An 18425-nucleotide genomic window follows, 5' to 3' on the forward strand; every position below is an offset into this window, starting at 1 on the left:
TAGCGGTTTTCCCCGGCGCGCCCCGGCGTGCCCTGCCGAATGGACCAGAAATGAACAAGCGATTCGCAAGGATTTCCGCCCTGTCGCTGCTAGCGCTGCTGTTCGCCGGCTGCGCCACCACCAGCGTGACGCAGAGCGCGTCGTCGCCGGCCCAGGCCGCGGCGCTGACGCTGCTGGACCAAGGCAAGCCGCGGGAAGCGGCGGCGCAGCTCGAGGCCCAGGCCGCCGGCGCCACCGGCAGCGAGCGCAACCAGTTGCTGGCCGATGCCGCCTTCGCCTGGTACGAGGGCGGCGACGTCGCCCGCGCGCGCAGCCTGGCCGCGCAGGTGCAGCCGCGCCAGCTGTCGGGCCTGAGCAAGGTGCGGCTGGCCCTGGTCAACGCCGAGCTGGCGCTGGCCGACCGCCAGCCGGCACAGGCGCTGCAGGCGCTGGGCAACGATCCGCAGGCGGTGCCGCAGAACCTGCGCGCGCGCTGGCACCTGGCCCGCGCGCAGGCGCTGGAAGGCACCGGCGACGCCACCGCGGCGCTGGACGAACGCGCCCGCGCCGACATCGGCCTGAGCGGCCAGGCGCGCAGCGACAACCAGCGCGCCATCGTGCGCCAGCTGGCGGCCTTGAACGACGCCACGCTGCAGGCGCGCGCCGCCGCGCTGCCGGCCGGCGACCCGCTGTACAACTTCGCCGGGCGCGCGCTGATCAGCCGCGGCCTGGCGCTGCCGCGCCCGTTCGACCGCGGCGAGCAGTGGGGCTTCGACACCAGCAAGCGGCCGCCGGCCGAGCGCGACGGCTACCGCCCGCCGGCCAAGCTGGCGGTGCTGCTGCCGCTGAGCGGCACCCTGGCCACCGCGGCCGCGCCGGTACGCGACGGCCTGCTCGCCGGCTACTACGGCGAGACCCGGCGCCGCCCGGAGATCAACTTCATCGATACCACCGGCACCGCGGCCGGCGCGCTCGCCGCCTACCAGAAGGCGATCGACGGCGGCGCCGACTTCGTGGTCGGCCCGCTCGGCCGCGACGAGGTCAGCGCGCTGTTCGCGCGCGACGCGCTGCCGGTGCCGCTGCTGGCGCTGAACCGCGGCACCGGCGCCCCGCCCGCCGGCAGCGCCGGGTTCTCGCTGGCGCCGGAAGACGACGGCATCGCCGCCGCCGAGTACCTGCTGGCGCACGAGCGCCGCAACGCGCTGGTGATCGGCAGCAACGACGACAACGGCCGCCGCGCGGTGGCCGCGTTCCGCGAGCGCTACAGCGAGCGCGGCGGCAAGGTCGCGGCCAGCGTCAGCGTGGCCGAGGTGCCGGGCGATGTCGGCGCTCAGCTGCGCAGCGCCGGCGCCGCCGACGCGGTGTTCCTGGCGGTGAAGGGCGGCACCGCGCGCGCGCTGGCGCCGCAGCTGGCGCTGGCCGGTTTCGCCGGCAAGAGCCGGGTGGCGACCTCGCAACTGGTGCTGGGCACCGGCAAGCCGGAGGACGACCTGGTGCTGGACGGCATCGCCTACCCGAGCGAACTGTGGAACGTGCGCGGCGTCGGCGGCCTGCCGGCGGCGACCAGCGTGGCCGAGACCCTGCCGACCGCGCGCGGCCCGGCCGGGCGCCTGTTCGCGTTCGGCTACGACGCCTGGCAGATCAGCGCCTACCTGGAGAAGCTGGCCACCGGCGCCGAGGCCAACCTGCGCGGCGCCACCGGCGTGCTGCACCTGGACGGCTTCGGCAATATCCTGCGCACCCCGGCCTGGTCCACCTTCAGCGGCGGGCGCGCGACGCCGCTGCCCGATGGCCGTTGACCGCGCGCAACGCGGTCGCGAGGTGGAAGCCTCGGCGCGCGCCAAGCTGGAGCGCGCCGGGTTGCAACTGCTTGCCGCCAACGTGCGCTATCGCGGCGGCGAACTGGACCTGGTCATGCGGCATGCGCAGACGCTGGTGTTCGTGGAAGTGCGCTATCGCCGTAGCGACGCGTTCGGCGGCGGCGCCGCCTCGGTCGATGTGCACAAGCGCCGCCGACTGCTGCGGGCGGCGCAGTCGTTCCTGGCCGCGCACCCGCACTACGCGACTTGGCCGTGCCGGTTCGACGTGGTCGAGGCCGAGGGCGAACCGCCGCGGCTGAGCTGGCTGCGCGACGCGTTCCGCGCCGACGACTGCTGACGCGCCCGGCCTTACCGGTCGCGCCGCGGCGCGGCTGACCGTGGCCACCCGCAGCGCGTGGCGGCCGCCTTTTCCCCCGCATCCCAGCCACCGCCATGACCACGCCGCTGCCCGCTTCCCTGGTCCAGACCCTCGCCGACCTGCTCGGCGCCGACGGCTGGCGCACCGACGACGCCAGCCGGCGCAGCTACGGCGAGGACGATTCGCGGCGCTGGGTGCTGGCCGACGCGGTGGCGCTGCCGCAGACCCGCGAGCAGGTACAGGCGATCGTGCGCGCCTGCCGCGCGCACCGCGTGCCGATCGTCGCGCGCGGCGCCGGCACCGGCACCGCCGGCGCCGCGGTGCCGTTCGACGGTGGCGTGGTGCTGTCGTTCGCGCGCATGAACCGCATCCTGCGGCTGCGCCCGCAGGACCGCTGCGCGGTGGTCGAACCGGGCGTGCGCAACGGCGAGCTGCAGCAGGCGCTGGCGCCGCACGGCCTGTTCTGGCCGCCGGACCCGTCCAGCGCCGAGCTCTGCAGCGTCGGCGGCAACCTGTCGACCAATGCCGGCGGCCCGCGCGCGGTGAAGTACGGCGCCACCCGCGACAACGTGCTCGGCGTGGTCGCGGTGACCGGCGCCGGCGAGCTGATCCGCTGCGGCGGCGCCTACACCAAGGACGCCACCGGCTACGACCTCACCCACCTGCTGGTCGGCAGCGAAGGCACCCTGGCGCTGATCGTGGAGGCCACGCTGAAACTGTCGCCGCGGCCGCTGGCGCAGGCCGGGCTGCGCGCGTTCTACCGCGACGCCGGCAGCGCCGCGGCGGCGGTGTCGCGGCTGATGGCGCAGCCGACCACGCCGGCGATGCTGGAATTCATGGACCGCAGCGCGATCGCGCTGTTGCGCCGCAACGGCAGCGACGTGCCCGAGGCCGGCGCAATGCTGCTGATCGAGGCCGACGGCGACCACGACACCCTGCCCTACGCGCTGCAGGCGCTGGGCGCCGCCGCCGACGGCGACGGCCTGTTGTCGCTGGACGTGGCCACCGACGGCGCCGCGCACGACCGGCTGTGGGCCGCGCGGCGCGCGCTGTCGCCGGCGCTGCGCACGATCAAGCCGGGCAAGATCAACGAGGACGTGGTGGTGCCGGTGTCGCGCATTCCCGAGCTGGTCGCCGGCGTCGAGGCGCTGGCGGCGGAATTCGAGCTGCCGATCGTCGCCTTCGGCCATGCCGGCAACGGCAACCTGCACGTCAACATCCTGTACGCGCCCGACGATGCCGCCGAGACCGCGCGTGCGCACGCCGCGCTGCCGCGCCTGTTCGCGCTGGTGCTGGCGCTGGAAGGCACGCTGTCGGGCGAGCACGGCATCGGCGTGGCCAAGCGCGACTACATGGCGCAGGCCTTCGACGCGGCCACGCTGGAAGCGATGCGCGCGGTGAAGCGCGCGCTGGATCCGGACGGCATCCTCAATCCGGGCAAGGTGTTGCCGGACAATCCACCCGGCTAGAGCGTGTTATGAACTTCGGGGCAGTATGGCTATCGTAAGCGGATGAAGCCAAAGCGTTCGTATCCGACCGATGTTTTCGATGAAGAATGGGCCTTTGCGGCCCCTTACCTGACACTGATGGACCCTCATGCGCGGCAGCGCAAGTACGACCTGCGCTTGATGTTCAACGCCTTGCGTTGGATGGGCGCGAGCCGGTGCACCGTGGCGGCTGTCCCCCAATGACTTTCCGCCGTGGGAGGCGGTCTATCAGCAGAGTCAGCGCTGGCTGCAGGCTGGCTGCTTCGAGGCCATGGTCAACGACCTACGCTCGGTGCCGCGGGTGGCCCAGGGAAGCAGGAGCAGCCCAGTGCGGTGATCCTGGATGGCCGCACGCTGCAGTCCACCTGCGAGAGTGGTCCGCGAGCCGGCTACGGCGGCTACAAGCGCAAGAAAGGCAACAAGGTGCACATGGCCGTGGACACGCACTGCCATCTGTTGGCCGTGCAGATCACGCCCGCCAACGAGCAGGAGCGGGCCCAGGTGCGATCGTTGGCCCAGGAAGTTCAACACGTCACGGGCGAAACGGTGAAGCTCGCCTTTGTCGATCAGGGCTATACCGGAAAAGGCCCAGCCGAAGCGGCACAAGAGGAAGGCATCGAGCTTCATGTGGTGAAGCGGCCGGAAGCCAAGAAGGGATTCGTTGTATTGCTACCGCGACGTGGGTGGTGGAGCGCAGCTTCGGCTGACTCAATCGGTTCCGGCGCCTGGCCCGCGACTACGGACGTCTGCCCGAGACACTGGCCGGGCTGCACTTCGTTGTCTTCACCATCCCCATGCTCGGCAATGCGGCTTCTATCCTTCAAAGTTCATAACACGCGGTGGTCTCAAGAATCACTTCGCACCCACTCAGGAGAGTGAGCCCGATTTTTTTAACGCCGGGTCTTTCGTGATCCTCGGCAAGCTGAGCGGGAACCACGGACGTGAGCGCGATCGCACGCGGCATCGGCTCATCGCGACGGCAAGAACGCCGATGACGGACGTCATGCCGCCGGTCCGATGAAACGCAGCCCCACGCCCGGTTCAGTGGCGATGTAGCGCGGCGCCACCGCGCTGTCGCCGAGTTTCTGCCGCAGTTTGCCGACCAGGATGCGCAGGTAGTGGGTGTCCTCCTGATGGGTCGGCCCCCATACTTCGCGCAGCAGTTGCGGCTGGGTGAGCACGCGTCCGCTGTGGCGCAGCAGCAGGGCGAGCAGCGCGTACTCCTTGCGGCTCAGCGCCAGCGGCGCGCCGTCCAGGCGTACCTCGCGCAGGCCCAGGTGGATGTGCAGGTGGCCGTCGTCGAACACCGGCTCGGCCTCGCCAGCGGCCGGTTGCATGCGCAGCAGCACGCGGATGCGCGCCATCAGTTCCTGCACGCCGAACGGCTTGGTCACGTAGTCGTTGGCGCCGGCGTCCAGCGCCTGCACCTTCTCCGCCTCGCCGGCGCGCACGGTGAGCATGATCACCGGCACCGCGGACCATTGCCGCAGTTCGCGCAGCACGCTGTGCCCGTCCTGGTCGGGCAGGCCCACGTCCAGCACCACCAGTTCGGCGCCGTGCGCGGCCAGCTGTGCCAGGCCGTCGCCGCCGCTGGCCGCCTGCAGCACGTGGTAGCCCTGCGCGCGCAGGCTGATGTCCAGGAAACGGCGGATCTGCGGCTCGTCGTCGATGACCAGCACGCGCGGCGGCGGAATCGGATCGGCGTGGGACTCAGTCGGCATCGGGACGGGGCGGCGGGGCGGCGGGTTCGATCAACGGCAGGGTAATGCGGATCGTGGTGCCGCGGCCATCGGCGCCGGGCAGCGCCTCGACGCTGCCGCCGTGCGCGCCGATCATGCCCTGGCAGATGGTCAGGCCCAGACCGGTGCCGTGGCGCCCGCGGTCGCCGCGCTCGACGCTGTAGAACATGTCGAAGATGCGCGCGCGCTCGTCCTCGGGAATGCCCGGGCCGCGGTCGCTGATGTCGATGCGCAGGCGCCCGTCGACCAGCGCCGCGGCGACCCGGATCGCCGCGTCCGGCGGCGAGAACTTGGCCGCGTTCTCCAGCACGTTGAAGATCGCCTGCTCGACCAGCGCCGGATGCACCCACAGCGTCGGCAGTCCGGCGGCCAGGGCGATGTCCAGGCGCACCTGCGGCTGGTAGCGCTGCAGTCGCCGCGCGGCCGAGCCGATCAGTTCGTCCACGCCGATCCAGTCGCGGTGCAAGGTCAGCCCGGTGTGGCCGAGCCGGGTCATGTCGAGCAGGTTCTGGATATAGCGGTCCAGGCGTTCGCCTTCCAGCTGGATCGTTTCCAGCAGGCTGCGGCGGTCGTCGGCGTCCATCGCCTGGCCGTAGCTGGCCAGGCTGCTGGCCGCGCCGATCATCGCCGCCAGCGGCGAGCGCAGGTCGTGCGACACCGACGACAGCAGCGCCGAGCGCAGGCGTTCGGTCTCGCCGCTGACCCGTGCGCTTTCCAGATCGGCGACTAGGCGCGTGCGCAACGCGGCCTGGCCGATGTCCTCGACCATGGCCTCGGCCAGGCGTTGCTGCTCCAGCCCGGGACGCTGCACGCCGGCGCCGAACTTCAGCCCGACCACGCCGATCGCGCCGCGCTCGTGGCGCACCGGCAGGAACCACCAATCGGCGCCGGCCAGGGTGTCGGTGAAGCGGCCGGTGGCCTGGCCGTGGCGCTGCGCCCAGTCGGCGGCGCTGCGGTCCACCGCCGCCATCGAGGCCACGTAGTCGTGCGCGCCGTCCTGCGCCGCGGCGTGCGCCGCCTCCAGCGGTTGCAGCCGCACCCAGGCCTCGGCCTCGAGCGTGGCCGCCAACGCGCGGCGCCCGGCCTCCAGCACCTGGCCCAGGTCGGCGGCGCTGGTCAGTTCGCGGCCCAATCGCTGCAACGCGCTGGTCTGCGCATTGGCCGCGCGCAGCGCCAACACCTGCGTGCGCAGCCGCGACGCCAGCCGCCCCGCCACCAGCGCCGCGACCAGGAACAGCAGCACCGTGACCACGCCCTGGCGCGCGCTGATCTGGAAGGTGAAGCGCGGCTCGATGAAAAAGAAGTTGTAGCTGAAGAAGCTCAGCAGCGCAGCCAGCACCGCGGCCGCCATGCGCGTCTTCGACGCCACCATGACCACCGCGACGATGAACACCATCGACAAGTCGTCGATGCCGACCCAGCGCTCGGCGATCCACGCCACCGCCACCGCCAGCGCCGCCGCCATCGTGGCGAACGCCAGGTCGTCGCGCGACAGCCAATGGCCGGGGCGGCGCCAGCGCCGCCGCGCCCGCGCCCGCGCCTCCGGCGAGCTGATGATGACCAGTTCGTAGTGCGCACCGCGCTGCAGCAGCTGCTGGGTCAGGGTGCGGTTGATCATCCGCGCCAGCGGCCGTTCGCGGGTGCGGCCGAGCAGCAGCGTGGACACGCCGTTGCGCGCGGCGTGGTCGAGCAGCGCGTCGGCCACGCCGCTGCCATGCAGCAGCGCGGCGTCGCCGCCGAGCCGCCGCGCCAGCGCGAAGGCGCGGTCGATCTCCAACTGCCAGGCTGCTTCCGGCTGCGCCCGGGTCTGCACGGTGACCACGCTCCACGGCGCGCCGCGGCGCTCGGCCAGGCGCCGCGCCACCCGCACCAGGTAATCGGACTGGCCGCGCCCGTCGATCGCCACCAGCACCCGCCGGCGCAGGGCCACACCGGTGCGGCCTTGCGCGGCCTGCACGTCGCGCAGGTCGTTGTCGACGCGGTCGGCCGCGGTCTGCATCGCCAGTTCGCGCAAGGCGGCCAGGTTCGACGGCGAGAAAAACGCCTGCAGCGCCTGCCCGGCCTGCTCGGGCAGGTAGACCTTGCCCTGCTGCAGGCGCTCGATCAGCTCGCGCGGCGGCAGGTCGACCAGCACGATGTCGCGCAGCCGGTCGAAAATGGCGTCGGGCACGGTTTCGGCGACGCGCACGCCGGTGATGCGGTGGACCACGTCGTTGAGGCTTTCCAGGTGCTGGATGTTGACCGTGCTGTAGACGTCGATGCCCGCGTCGAGCAGTTCCTGCACGTCCTGCCAGCGCCGCTCGTGGCGGCTGCCGGGCGCGTTGCGGTGGGCCAGTTCGTCGACCAGCACCAGCGGCGGGCGCCGCGCCAGCAGCGCGTCCAGGTCCATCTCCTCGAGCGTGCGGCCGCGGTACTCCACGCGCCGCCGCGGCTGCACGGTCAGCCCGTCCAGCAACGCCGCGGTCTCGGCGCGGCCATGGGTCTCGACCACCCCCACCACCACCTCGCTGCCCTGCCGCTGCAGCTGGCGCGCGCGCGACAGCATCGCGTAGGTCTTGCCGACGCCGGGCGCCGCGCCCAGGAACACGGTCAGGCGGCCGCCGCGTTCGCGCTGGAGTGCGCCGATCAGGGCGTCGGCGTGTTGGGTGCGGGGGTCGGGCATGGGTAGTTCGGGACTCGGGACTCGGGACTCGAAGAGCCTACAGCGCGGGCCGTCGACTTATTGCTTTCGCTGTTGATTTTCCCGGGTCCCGGGTCCCGGGTCCCGAGTCCCGGCTTCATCCAACGCCAGATTCAGCGCCAGCACGTTGACCCGCGGCTGGCCGAGTACGCCGAACTGGCGCGGCTGCGCCTGCGCGGCGACCAGCGCGGCCACGGTGGCGACCGGCAGCCCGCGCGCCCTGGCCACGCGCGCCACCTGCTGCTGCGCCGCGGCCACGCTGATGTCCGGATCCAGGCCGCTGCCGGACTGGGTCAGCAGGTCGTCCGCCACCTGCGCCGGGGCGACGCCGTCGCGTGCGGCCAGCATCGCGCGCGTCTCCGCGATGCGCTTTTGCAGCTCGGGATTGCTGCGCGCCTGGTTGCTGCCGGCCGCGGCCATCGGGTCGAACTTGGCCGCCGACGGACGCGGCTGGAAATAGCCGGGCGCGGCGAACGGCTGCGCGACCAGCGCCGAGCCGAGCACGCGGCCGTCGCGTGCGAGCAGGCTGCCGTTGGCCTGCGCCGGGAACAGCGCGCCGGCGACGACGGTGGCGAGCAGCGAATACAGCGCGGCCGCGCCGAGCACCAGCAGCGGCAGCACCACCGCGGCGCGCCAGCGTAGCGGTTCGCGGTAGGAAGTGGAAACCTGGGAAACGTTCATCGCGGGAAATCCGGAAAGAAGCGGAAAATCGGCGCCGGGCTCAGCCAAGCGCCACCAGCAGCAGGTCGATCGCCTTGATCCCGACGAACGGCAGCAGCACGCCGCCGACGCCGTAGATCAGCATGTTCCGGCGCAGCAGCGAGGTCGCCGTGGCCGGGGTGAAGCGCACGCCGCGCAACGCCAGCGGGATCAGCGCGGGGATCACCAGCGCGTTGAAGATCAGCGCGGCCAGCACCGCATGCGCTGGGCTGGACAGGCGCATCACGTTCAGCGCCGCCATCTGCGGGATCGAGGCGGCGAACAGCGCGGGCAGGATTGCGAAATACTTGGACACGTCGTTGGCCAGCGAGAACGTGGTCAGTGCGCCGCGGGTGATCAGTTGCTGCTTGCCAACTTCCACCACCGCCAGCAGCTTGGCAGGATCCGAATCCAGGTCGACCATGTTGCCGGCTTCCTTGGCCGCCTGCGTGCCGGAGTTCATCGCCAGGCCGACGTCGGCCTGGGCCAGCGCCGGCGCGTCGTTGGTACCGTCGCCGACCATCGCCACCAGGCGCCCGCCGGCCTGCTCGGCGCGAATGCGCGCGAGCTTGTCTTCCGGCGTGGCCTCGGCGATGTAGTCGTCGACGCCGGCCTCGGCGGCGATCGCCGCGGCGGTGAGCGGGTTGTCGCCGGTGATCATCACCGTCTTCACCCCCATCGCGCGCAGCCGCGCGAACTTCTCGCGCACGCCGTGCTTGACCACGTCCGACAGCTCGACCACGCCGAGCACGTGGCGGCCCTCGGCCACCACCAGCGGCGTGGCGCCGCTGCGCGCGACCTGCTCGACACGGCCCTTCAACTCGGCCGGCACCTGCCCGCCCAACGCGGTGACGTGGCGGATCACCGCATCGGCCGCGCCCTTGCGGATCGAACGCGGCGGCTGTTGCCCCTGCGCGGGCAGGTCCACGCCGGACATGCGGGTCTGCGCGGTGAAGGCGACGAAGCTGGCGCCGTCCGGCTCGGCCGGCGGCAGGCCCTGCTCGCGCGCCAGGCGCACGATCGACTTGCCCTCCGGGGTCGGGTCGGCCAGCGACGACAGCATCGCCGCCTCGCGCAGCGGCGCCATATCGACGCCGCTGAGCGCATGGAACGCGGTGGCCTGGCGGTCGCCGTGGGTGATGGTGCCGGTCTTGTCCAGCATCAGCACATCGACGTCGCCGGCCACTTCCACCGCCTTGCCCGACTTGGCCAGCACGTTCGCCGACAGCGCGCGGTTCATGCCGGCGATGCCGATCGCCGGCAACAGCCCGCCGATGGTGGTGGGGATCAGGCACACCAGCAGCGCGATCAGCAACAGCGGATCGACCTTCACTCCGACGAAGCCGGCGATCGCCGGCAGGGTGGCGACCACGATCAGGAAGGTCAGGGTCATCGCCGCCAGCAGCATGGTCAGCGCGATCTCGTTCGGGGTCTTCTGCCGGTTGGCGCCTTCGACCAGCGCGATCATGCGGTCCAGGAAGCTGTGGCCCGGCTCGGCGGTGACCTTGACCACGATCTCGTCGGACAGCGCCTTGGTGCCGCCGATCACACCGGAGCGGTCGGTGCCGGCCTCGCGCAGCACCGGCGCCGATTCGCCGGTGACAGCGGCTTCGTTGATCGTGGCCACGCCGTGCACGATCTCGCCGTCGGCCGGGATCAGTTCGCCGGCGGAGATCACCACCAGGTCGCCGGGTTTCAGCTCGGCGGCGGGAATGCGGGTTTCTCCCTCCAGTTGCGCGCTGCTCACGCGGCGCGCCACCAAGTCCTTGCGCGCGCGCCGCAATGACGCGGCCTGGCCGCGGCCACGCGCCTCGGCCACCGCTTCGGCGAAATTGCCGAACAGCACGGTGACCAGCAGGATCGCGGTCACCGCCCAGCCGAAGGCGGGTGCGCTCTGCCCGGCCAAGGTGATCAGCGCCGACAGCATGGTGCCGGCGAACACCACCGCCATCACCGGGCTGCCGAGCAGATGGCGCGGCGAGAGTTTCAGCACGCTGGCGCGCAGGGCCGCGCGCAGCGCGGGGCCGTCGAGCAGGCCGGGCCGACGGACGGAGGAAGAGGCTTGCGGAAACGGGGTGCTCATTGTCGTCGGTCTCAGTGCGCGGCCAGGGTCAGGTGATCGGCGATCGGGCCCAGCACCAGTGCCGGCGTGAATTGCAGAACGGTCAGGATCACGATGACCGCGATCAGGGTCAGTGCGAAGGTCGGGGTTTCCATCTGCAGGCTGCCGCCGGTCTCCGGCGCCACCCGCTTGCGCGCCATCTGCGCGGCCACGATCAACGGCACGATCAGCGCTGGATAGCGGCCCAGGGCCAGCACCAGCGTACAGCTCAGGTTCCACCACGGGATGCTGTCGCCGAGCCCTTCGAAACCGGAGCCATTGTTGGCGAAGGCGGAGGTGTACTCGTAGAACACCTGGCTGATGCCGTGGAAACCGGGATTGGAATTGGCGACGATCGCCGCCGGCATGACCAGGGTCAGCGCAGTGAAGCCGAGCAGCGCCAGCGGCTGCAGCAGGATCAGCAGCGCCAGCAAGCGCACTTCGCCGGCCTCGACCTTGCGTCCGAACAACTCCGGCGTGCGCCCGGTCATCAGCCCGGCCAGGAACACGCTGAGCAGCAGGTACACCAGAAACTGCTGCAGCCCGCAGCCGATGCCGCCCCAGATCGCGTTGACCAGCATGTTGAGCATGGCGACCCCGCCGGTCAGCGGCGCCAGCGAATCGTGCATGGCGTTGACCGAGCCGTTGGAGGTCTGCGTGGTCAGCGACGACCACGCAGCCGATGCATCCACGCCCAGGCGCACTTCCTTGCCCTCCATCGACGCCGCGCTGGCGACGCTGGCGGAATGGCCTTCGGACCACAGCGAAAGCGCGCTGGAGGCCAGCGACATCACCAGCATGCTGCCGACCACCAGCGCGGTGAACTTGCCGCGCCCGGTGAACGGGCCGACCATGAACGCCACCGCCACCGGGATCAGCACGATCGCCAGTATTTCCAGCAGATTGGAGAATGGGGTCGGGTTCTCCAGCGCCATCGCGCTGTTGGGGCCATACCAGCCGCCGCCGTTGGTGCCGAGCTGCTTGATCGCCACCATCGCCGCGACCGGGCCGAGCGGGATCTTCTGCTGCGCCAGGCCGGCGCTGGCGTCCAGCGGCGTGGCGGTGGGGCCGGCGGCCAGGGTCGACGGCACGCCCTGCTGGGTCAGCAGCAGCGTCCACAGCAGGCACAGCGGCAGCAGGAAGCGCAGCGTCGGCCGGATCACGTCGGCCCAGTAGTTGCCGACGTCGGCTTTGTCGGCACTGAGCGCGGTGTGCTGCATCCCCACGGCGGCCGTCGCATGCTGCAGTCCATGGCGCGACGGCGTCGGCTCCGGATCGTCCGGCCCGGTCGCGGTCGATGCCGACAGGGCATCGGCGGCATCGGCCGAGCATGCGACCGCTCGCCCACCGAACAACGCGCGCAGCGTCGCCACCACCAGCGCCAGGCCCATCATCGGGGTGATGAACTGCAGCCCGACCACGCCCACCGCCTGCGACAGGTACGACAGCTGCGCCTGGCCGGAATAGTGCTGCTGGTCGGTGTTGGTCAGGAACGAGACCATGGTGTGCAAGGCGACGTCCCAGCGCAGGTTCGGCACCGCGTCGGGATTCAGCGGCAACCACGCTTGGGTGACGAACAGGACGAACACCAGCACGCCCAGCACCAGGTTGCTGGCCAGGAACGCGCCGGCATAGCCGCGCCAGCTCATGCCCTGCGCCGGATCGGTGCCGAGCAGGCGGTACAGCGGCCGTTCGATCCAGCCGAACAGCGCGTCGCCGCGCATCGGCGCACCGCGCATCACCTTGGCCAGGTACAGGCCCAGCGGCCAGCCCAGCAGCAGCGCGAGCGCATAGACAAGCAATGTATCGATCATGGAGGCAGCACTCGGCTCAGAAGTCTTCGGGACGCAGGATCACGTACAACAGGTAGCCGGCGGCGACGATCACCGCCACGCCGCAAACGAATGAAAGCCAACCGCTCATGGTGTCAACTCCGGCAAGTGAACGGCCCGCACGTCCGGCAGGCCAGAAAATGGCGATGAAAAGCCGCATGGCGCCGAATGCGCCATGCGTTTGCAGAAGGCTGCGCAAGAAGCATGGCGATCGCATCGGACAGGCATCGCTGCCCCAAGCCGGCATTATCGAAAGAACCACCATAAACTCTCCATGACGAAAACGCGCGGCCGCATACATTCTGCGTAAAGCCGGCGACGCCGGCGGCCACCGGTCCGAAGGCGGCGGCGGCCGCGCGGCAAGCGGCAAGCGGCAAGCGGCAAGCGGCAAGCGGCAAGCGGCAAGCGGGCGTCACGATGCCGCCAACGTCCGGCGACGGCAAGGACGCACTGCCGCCGCCGGAGCCAGCACGATGCGGACGGCCACCGCTGCCTGGTCAGTAGTGCAGAATCGCGTCGATCAGGGCAATCGCCTGGTGGTTCTTGCGCCCGGCGTCGTAGGCCGGGAAATCGTAGGCGCGCTCGTAACGCAGTTCAGGACGGATCTCCAGATCCTGCGACACCCAGTGGGTCATGCCAATGGTGTGGCTCGAATAGCGCGTGGCGAAGCCGGTGCGCTGCCCGTCATGGTCGTCGACGAATTCGTTGCGGATCGACAGCATGTTGGCAGGGTCGAGCTGGATGTTGAGGTAATTGACGACGGCATCGGCAGTGCTGCGGCCCAACGGGAAATCCGGTGCGTCGCCCAGTGCGTATCCCGGCCTGCCGGTCGGCGCATGGGACTGCGATGGGTCGGTCGCCAGCGCCTGGTCGCGCACATAGAGATGATAGGCCTCGGTGAGCATGTGCACTCTCGGCGAGAAGCGATGGCCCCAGGTCAGCACGAACTCCTGCAGGTTGTTGTAGGTCTGTGCGGAGCGGTTGTAGGACTCCACGCAGGGATAGAGCATGTCGTTGTTGCTCTTGGACACCCAGCGTAAGCAGGCCTGCGCGGTCAGCCTGCTGGTGGAGTCCCAGACGGCCGAATCGTCGCCACCGTGCACGCCTAGCTGGAGCGTCCACTGGTCATTGAGCTTGGTCGTGGTGAGGATGCCCATGTTGGTATAGGCGTCGACGGTGTACAGGATCGAGTGCGTCATCAGATAGTTGTTCGGTGAAAACTGCGCCTCGATGTCCGGCAACGACAGGTAGCGCCCGGCGGTGATCAGCATGCCTTGCGCCACCGATGGGATGTACAGGTCCACGTGCGCGATCATCGGATCGTTGCCATAGATCTTCCCGTTGAGCGCACTGTCGGGCTTGGGATGATGCAGCAGCTGGTCGCTGGTGACGCCCTTCATCGTCGTGTAGTGGTAGTCGTAGCCATACAGATCGTCGAGGTGGAAACCCCAATCCACGTGATCGGTCTGCACCGTATCGGGGATGCGTTGGAGGCGAATCAGGGCCTGGTTGAATTCGCCCCGATTCGGACGCGTGGAATAGGACAACGGATAGTTCGTGTGCGACGAACTGCTGGCATTAGCCGAGGGGTTGATCCAGCCATAGAGCTCGATGCGGTTGCGCTTCATCCACTGCCCTGCACGGGTGCACGCAAGCGCTTTCTCGACCGGGTACTGCGCATTCTCGTTCGGCACGCCGACCGGATAGTCCACGGCACCGAGCTGCCATTCCGCCGACGGAAATGGCGGCGAGGAGAACGGCGACTCCATGCCGCGCCGCGCCGCCGCGGGTGCGTTCGGATCGGCAGGCTGGGCGTCCTCGCGGTAGGCGTCGACCAGCCGCGAGAAGAAGCCATTGGAACAGTCGTCGCTGGCCGGCGACAGCGCGGCGGCAGCGCGCTCCTGCATCATGTCTGGCGCCGGTGCGGCAGGGGCCTGCGCCGCGGCATCGACTGCAGCGGCTTTCCCAGCATAGAGCAGCGCCAGGGACACGAAAAACGGATTGACCTTCATCGACATCGCAAAAACCGGCTCGCAGCGAGCCGTCCTCTTCTGTGGGTAAGGATATGACCGGGGTACCGGGCGCCCGCCGCATCGTCGCCGGCCGATCGATTGATGCCGGCGTATGCGGCACGCGGGCGCTCAACCTGGCCGGAGGGGAATGCAAGTGCGACGCGTTGCCGGCAACATCGGCACGACACAGGTGCCGCGCGGCAATCTCGCCATGGTGGACCGGTTCGGCGCCAGCAACGGATGCGCAGGCGCTCGGTGCGGCATCTCGCGGACCAAGCCCTGCCTGCCGCGCGGGTCCGCGAGAGCATCCGGGTGCGCCGGGCCGGGCCGGCGGTTCCACCGCCGGCAGAGCATCCACACACCGGCCGGCGCCGCGGCCAGCAACATGTCCATCGACTCCACGGAACCACCCCCGGCATCAGCGGGGAAAGTATAGGAATCGCCGAATATCTTCGTTGCAAACCGGCGGACGATTCAAATAAATTCTGCGTAAATTCAGGCGCTTCCTGCGGCCGCCGCGGCGCAGCCGAACGATCGTCCGCGTTGCGCCCACCGCTCTTTCGAGCGGCACACGTTACGCGCGCTGGCGCGGTGTCGGATGCGTCCGTGCTCCGCAGCCGGAAAGATCGCCGCAGCGCGAATGCGAAACGCGCTGCCACGCTGCGGCGCACGTGTACAGGTGGCCAGGCATGCTGCCGGCGATGCATTGCCTCGGTCGCGGCGCGACGACCGCGCGCCGCTGTCGCCCGCCGGCAGCGGGAACGCTGGAGTCCGGCGCCACGAGGCGCCGGACCCCGGCTCAGTGCAGCGGCACGCTCAGGCTGGACGGCGCGGCGACCGACGAACTGAAACTGACGCTGCCGCCGAAACGGCTGGCGGTGGCGTAGCGCGGATCGGTGGTGTCCACCACCAGCACCAGTCGGCGTCCGGCCGGGATCTCGGCGGCGGTCGCCTGCAGCGCCAGGTCGATCGTGGTCGCCACGCCCGGTGTCGCATTGCGCAGCGTGTACGGCGCGTGGCTGAGCAACTGCGCCACACCGAGTCCGTCCATGCTGTAGAGGTAGGCGAACAGCGACACGTCGGTCTGGCTCGGGGTCACGGTCAGGCGCAGCGACGGCCTGCCGGCCAGGCGCTTGGCGCTGGCGTACACCGGCCCGCTCCAGACCGCGGCGCCGTAGCGCGCCACCAGCGGGATCGAGGTGGTCACCGGCTGGCCGAAGCCCTGCAGCAGGCCGCTCGCCAGCACCTCCCCGGAATCGGCCAGGGTCGGCACGCCGGTGGCGATGCGGTGGGTCCAGCCGCTGCTGGTACCGCTGGCCAGTGCGCCGGTCGGCGCCAGCAGGCCGCTCGGCCGGCTCAGGCCGTAGCGGGTCGCGCCGGCCTGCACGCCGTCCCAGTCGGCATAGCGCAGCCAGCTGCCGCCGAGGGTGGACAACCGCACCGGCAGCTCGCGGTCCACGCCGTTGGCCTGGCCCTTGAGGTAATGGTCGAACCAGCGGGTGGTCTCGGCGTACACCGCGTTCGGCAGGCCCAGCGCACCCGGCAGTTCAGCGGTGGCGTGATCGCCATGGCTGAACATCAGCCGCTTGGGCACGTCGAGTCGGTTGTACAGGTCGATGTACTGGTTGGGCGGGAACAGGCCGTCGTTGAACGCATTGGCCAGCAGCACCGCGGCGCCGTTGCGGTTGAGCGCCTGCAGTTCGTTGATCACCCCGCGCTCGGCAGCGTTGGGCAGAAAGCCCCGCACCGCGCCGTCGTAGTCGCCGAGGGCGACCCGCGCGCCGATCTGCGCCAACTCCGGACCCGGCCGGCCGGTCGCCGCGCCGGCCGCGACCAGCAGCGCCACGCCCTGTTGGCTGACCGTGGCGTTCGCGTACAGCGAGGCCTGCAGGTCCGCCCAGCCGCTGAGCGCGGCGACCGCCTTGATCCGCGGATCGCGCGCAGCGGCGAGCAGGCCGGTGCCGGCGCCGTAGGAAATGCCGGACACGCCGATCGCCCCGGCATTGGCCGGCGTATTGGCCAGCGCCCAGTCGATCACCGCGCTGACGTCCTCCACCGTCGGCGCCCCGGCGATGTCGATCTGCCCGGCCGAATCCCAGAACCCGCGCGAGGTGTAGCTGACCACCACGTAGCCGTCGCTGGCCAGTGCGCTGGCGCGGCCCACGTACTCCAGATTGGGCAGCGACCAGCTAGCCGGCATCACCACCAGCGGGAACGGCCCGGCGCCCTGCCCCTGCGGCACCAGCACCAGCGCGCCGAGCTCGGTGCCGTCCCAACTGGAGATGGTCCGGTATTGCTTGCTGAAACCGCCGGCGAAGGCAGCGGCGGAGAACAACAGCATCGCGCACAGGGCGATGCAGCGGGACACGGACGTACGCATGTACTGCCTCCCAGGCGGCGCCGGGCCGGAATGGCCAGACTGCCAATACGGTTTGCGAGCACACGACGTGGGGTCGAGCGCCGTGACCGTACCACCAGGTACGGGTCAGTTCACGCCGCAGTGCGGCATGGTATGGCAGGCAGAGGGAGGCGCTCTGGAAGAGCGGCTCCGGGCGGGCTTGGGCCATCATTCGCAACTACCCACCGGCTTCGGCGACCGTCGGGGCCGAAGCCCCTCCTGCAGAAGGCGGCCGGGCATCCATCCGTAGATCCCCAGTTCCCAACCCGCCAGCCGCTCCGTCTTCCGCTAGGCGGCGAAATGTTCGTAGCCGCGCCGCGGCGGCTGCCAGGGCCGGCCATCGGCGTCGCGCACGAGGATGCCGCTGCCTGCGACGATGCGGCCGATCGGCGTCGCCTCCTCGCCGATCGCGCCCAGTGCTTGCACGATGGCCGCGCGCTGCGCCGGCGCGGCGGTGAAGCACAGTTCGTAGTCGTCGCCGCCGCCCAGTTGCCAGGCATGCACCTGCGCCGCGGTCGCATCCGCCGCGGCGGCAGCGGCCGGCAGCGCGGCCAGCCACAATTCGGCGCCGACGCCGCTGCGCACGCAGATGTGGTCCAGATCGGCCAGCAGGCCGTCGGAGAGGTCGACGCAGGCATGCGCCAGGCCGCGCAGGCGCAGCCCGGCCTGCACCCGCGGCGTCGGCCGCAGCAAGCGGCGGCGCAGGTGCTCGTGGAGTGGATCGGCGGCGACGCGGGCCACGTCCAGGCGCCCGGCCTGCCACAAGGCCAACGCCGCGGCGGCCTCGCCCGGGCGCCCGGTGACCCAGATCTCGTCGCCCGGCCGGGCGCCGTCGCGGCGCAGCGCGGCACCCGGCGCCACGCTGCCGATCGCGGTGACCGACAGCGACAGCGGCCCGCGCGTGGTGTCGCCGCCGGCCAGCACGATGGCGTGTGCGTCGGCCAGCGCGAAGAACCCGTCGGCGAAGGCGTCGATCCACGCCGCATCCGCGTGCGGCAACGACAGCGACAGCATGCACCAGCGCGGCTGCGCGCCCATCGCGGCGAGGTCGGACAGGTTCACCGCCAGGGTCTTCCAACCCACGTCGGCCGGCGCCGTCTCGACCGGGAAGTGCACCCCGGCATTGAGCGTGTCGGTGGTGATCGCCAGTTGCTCGCCCGACGCCGGCTGCAGCAGCGCCGCGTCGTCGCCGATGCCCAGCGCCACGTCCGCGCGCGCCCCGATGCGGGCGCGCAGGCGATCGATCAGAGCGAATTCGGGCATTGGCGGGGCCGGGAGTGCGGATTCGGGAGTGGGGATTCGCAACAGCGGCGGGCGGGC

General features: G+C 70.9%; 12 protein-coding genes and 1 pseudogene. 4 read left to right on the plus strand and 9 right to left on the minus strand.

Features of this window, described 5'->3' with window-relative positions:
* Nucleotides 1-50: 50 nt before the first annotated feature.
* The 4 genes and pseudogenes from G4Q83_RS13850 (at nt 51) to G4Q83_RS13865 (ending at nt 4477) form a co-directional block, all read left to right on the plus strand.
* Complete coding sequence (locus G4Q83_RS13850; protein WP_128418899.1) at nt 51-1778, plus strand: penicillin-binding protein activator; 1728 nt, start codon at nt 51-53, stop codon at nt 1776-1778.
* On the plus strand, nt 1768-2136 hold the full coding sequence (locus G4Q83_RS13855) for a YraN family protein (RefSeq protein ID WP_128418900.1): 369 nt from the start codon (nt 1768-1770) through the stop codon (nt 2134-2136). Before G4Q83_RS13850 ends, G4Q83_RS13855 begins: the two co-directional genes overlap by 11 nt.
* 95 nt (nt 2137-2231) lie before the next feature.
* Nucleotides 2232-3626, plus strand: coding sequence for an FAD-binding oxidoreductase (locus G4Q83_RS13860; protein ID WP_128418901.1), 1395 nt, complete (start codon nt 2232-2234; stop codon nt 3624-3626).
* Between the two features lie 42 nt (nt 3627-3668).
* Nucleotides 3669-4477: pseudogene (locus G4Q83_RS13865) on the plus strand (IS5 family transposase).
* Between the two features lie 168 nt (nt 4478-4645).
* Here the strand turns inward: G4Q83_RS13865 and G4Q83_RS13870 are convergent.
* The 9 genes from G4Q83_RS13870 to thiL all read right to left on the minus strand — a co-directional run bounded on the left by G4Q83_RS13870 (nt 4646) and on the right by thiL (nt 18368).
* Nucleotides 4646-5365 (minus strand): response regulator, encoded by a 720-nt coding sequence (locus G4Q83_RS13870; protein WP_128418902.1) that lies wholly within the window; start codon nt 5363-5365, stop codon nt 4646-4648.
* Entirely contained in the window at nt 5355-8045 is a 2691-nt protein-coding gene (locus G4Q83_RS13875; RefSeq protein WP_128418903.1) for a sensor histidine kinase, read from the minus strand. Before G4Q83_RS13875 ends, G4Q83_RS13870 begins: the two co-directional genes overlap by 11 nt.
* Nucleotides 8046-8102: 57 nt before the next feature.
* On the minus strand, nt 8103-8744 hold the full coding sequence (gene kdpC / locus G4Q83_RS13880; protein WP_128418904.1) for a potassium-transporting ATPase subunit KdpC: 642 nt from the start codon (nt 8742-8744) through the stop codon (nt 8103-8105).
* A gap of 40 nt (nt 8745-8784) precedes the next feature.
* Nucleotides 8785-10845, minus strand: a complete 2061-nt coding sequence (kdpB, locus tag G4Q83_RS13885; RefSeq protein WP_128418905.1) for a potassium-transporting ATPase subunit KdpB — start codon at nt 10843-10845, stop codon at nt 8785-8787.
* Between the two features lie 11 nt (nt 10846-10856).
* The gene (gene kdpA / locus G4Q83_RS13890) at nt 10857-12677 is read right to left on the minus strand and encodes a potassium-transporting ATPase subunit KdpA (RefSeq protein ID WP_128418906.1); all 1821 of its coding nucleotides are present in this window, start codon (nt 12675-12677) and stop codon (nt 10857-10859) included.
* A 16-nt stretch (nt 12678-12693) separates the two neighbouring features.
* Nucleotides 12694-12786, minus strand: coding sequence for a potassium-transporting ATPase subunit F (locus tag G4Q83_RS13895; RefSeq protein ID WP_010341961.1), 93 nt, complete (start codon nt 12784-12786; stop codon nt 12694-12696).
* A gap of 406 nt (nt 12787-13192) precedes the next feature.
* Nucleotides 13193-14713 (minus strand): outer membrane beta-barrel protein, encoded by a 1521-nt coding sequence (locus tag G4Q83_RS13900; RefSeq protein WP_128418907.1) that lies wholly within the window; start codon nt 14711-14713, stop codon nt 13193-13195.
* 793 nt (nt 14714-15506) lie between these two features.
* On the minus strand, nt 15507-17087 hold the full coding sequence (locus G4Q83_RS13905; protein WP_128418908.1) for a CocE/NonD family hydrolase: 1581 nt from the start codon (nt 17085-17087) through the stop codon (nt 15507-15509).
* 306 nt (nt 17088-17393) lie between these two features.
* Nucleotides 17394-18368, minus strand: a complete 975-nt coding sequence (gene thiL / locus G4Q83_RS13910; RefSeq protein WP_128418909.1) for a thiamine-phosphate kinase — start codon at nt 18366-18368, stop codon at nt 17394-17396.
* Between the last annotated feature and the right edge of the window lie 57 nt (nt 18369-18425).

This window comes from Xanthomonas theicola (genome assembly GCF_014236795.1).
In the GTDB taxonomy this organism is placed as follows: Bacteria; Pseudomonadota; Gammaproteobacteria; order Xanthomonadales; family Xanthomonadaceae; genus Xanthomonas_A; species Xanthomonas_A theicola.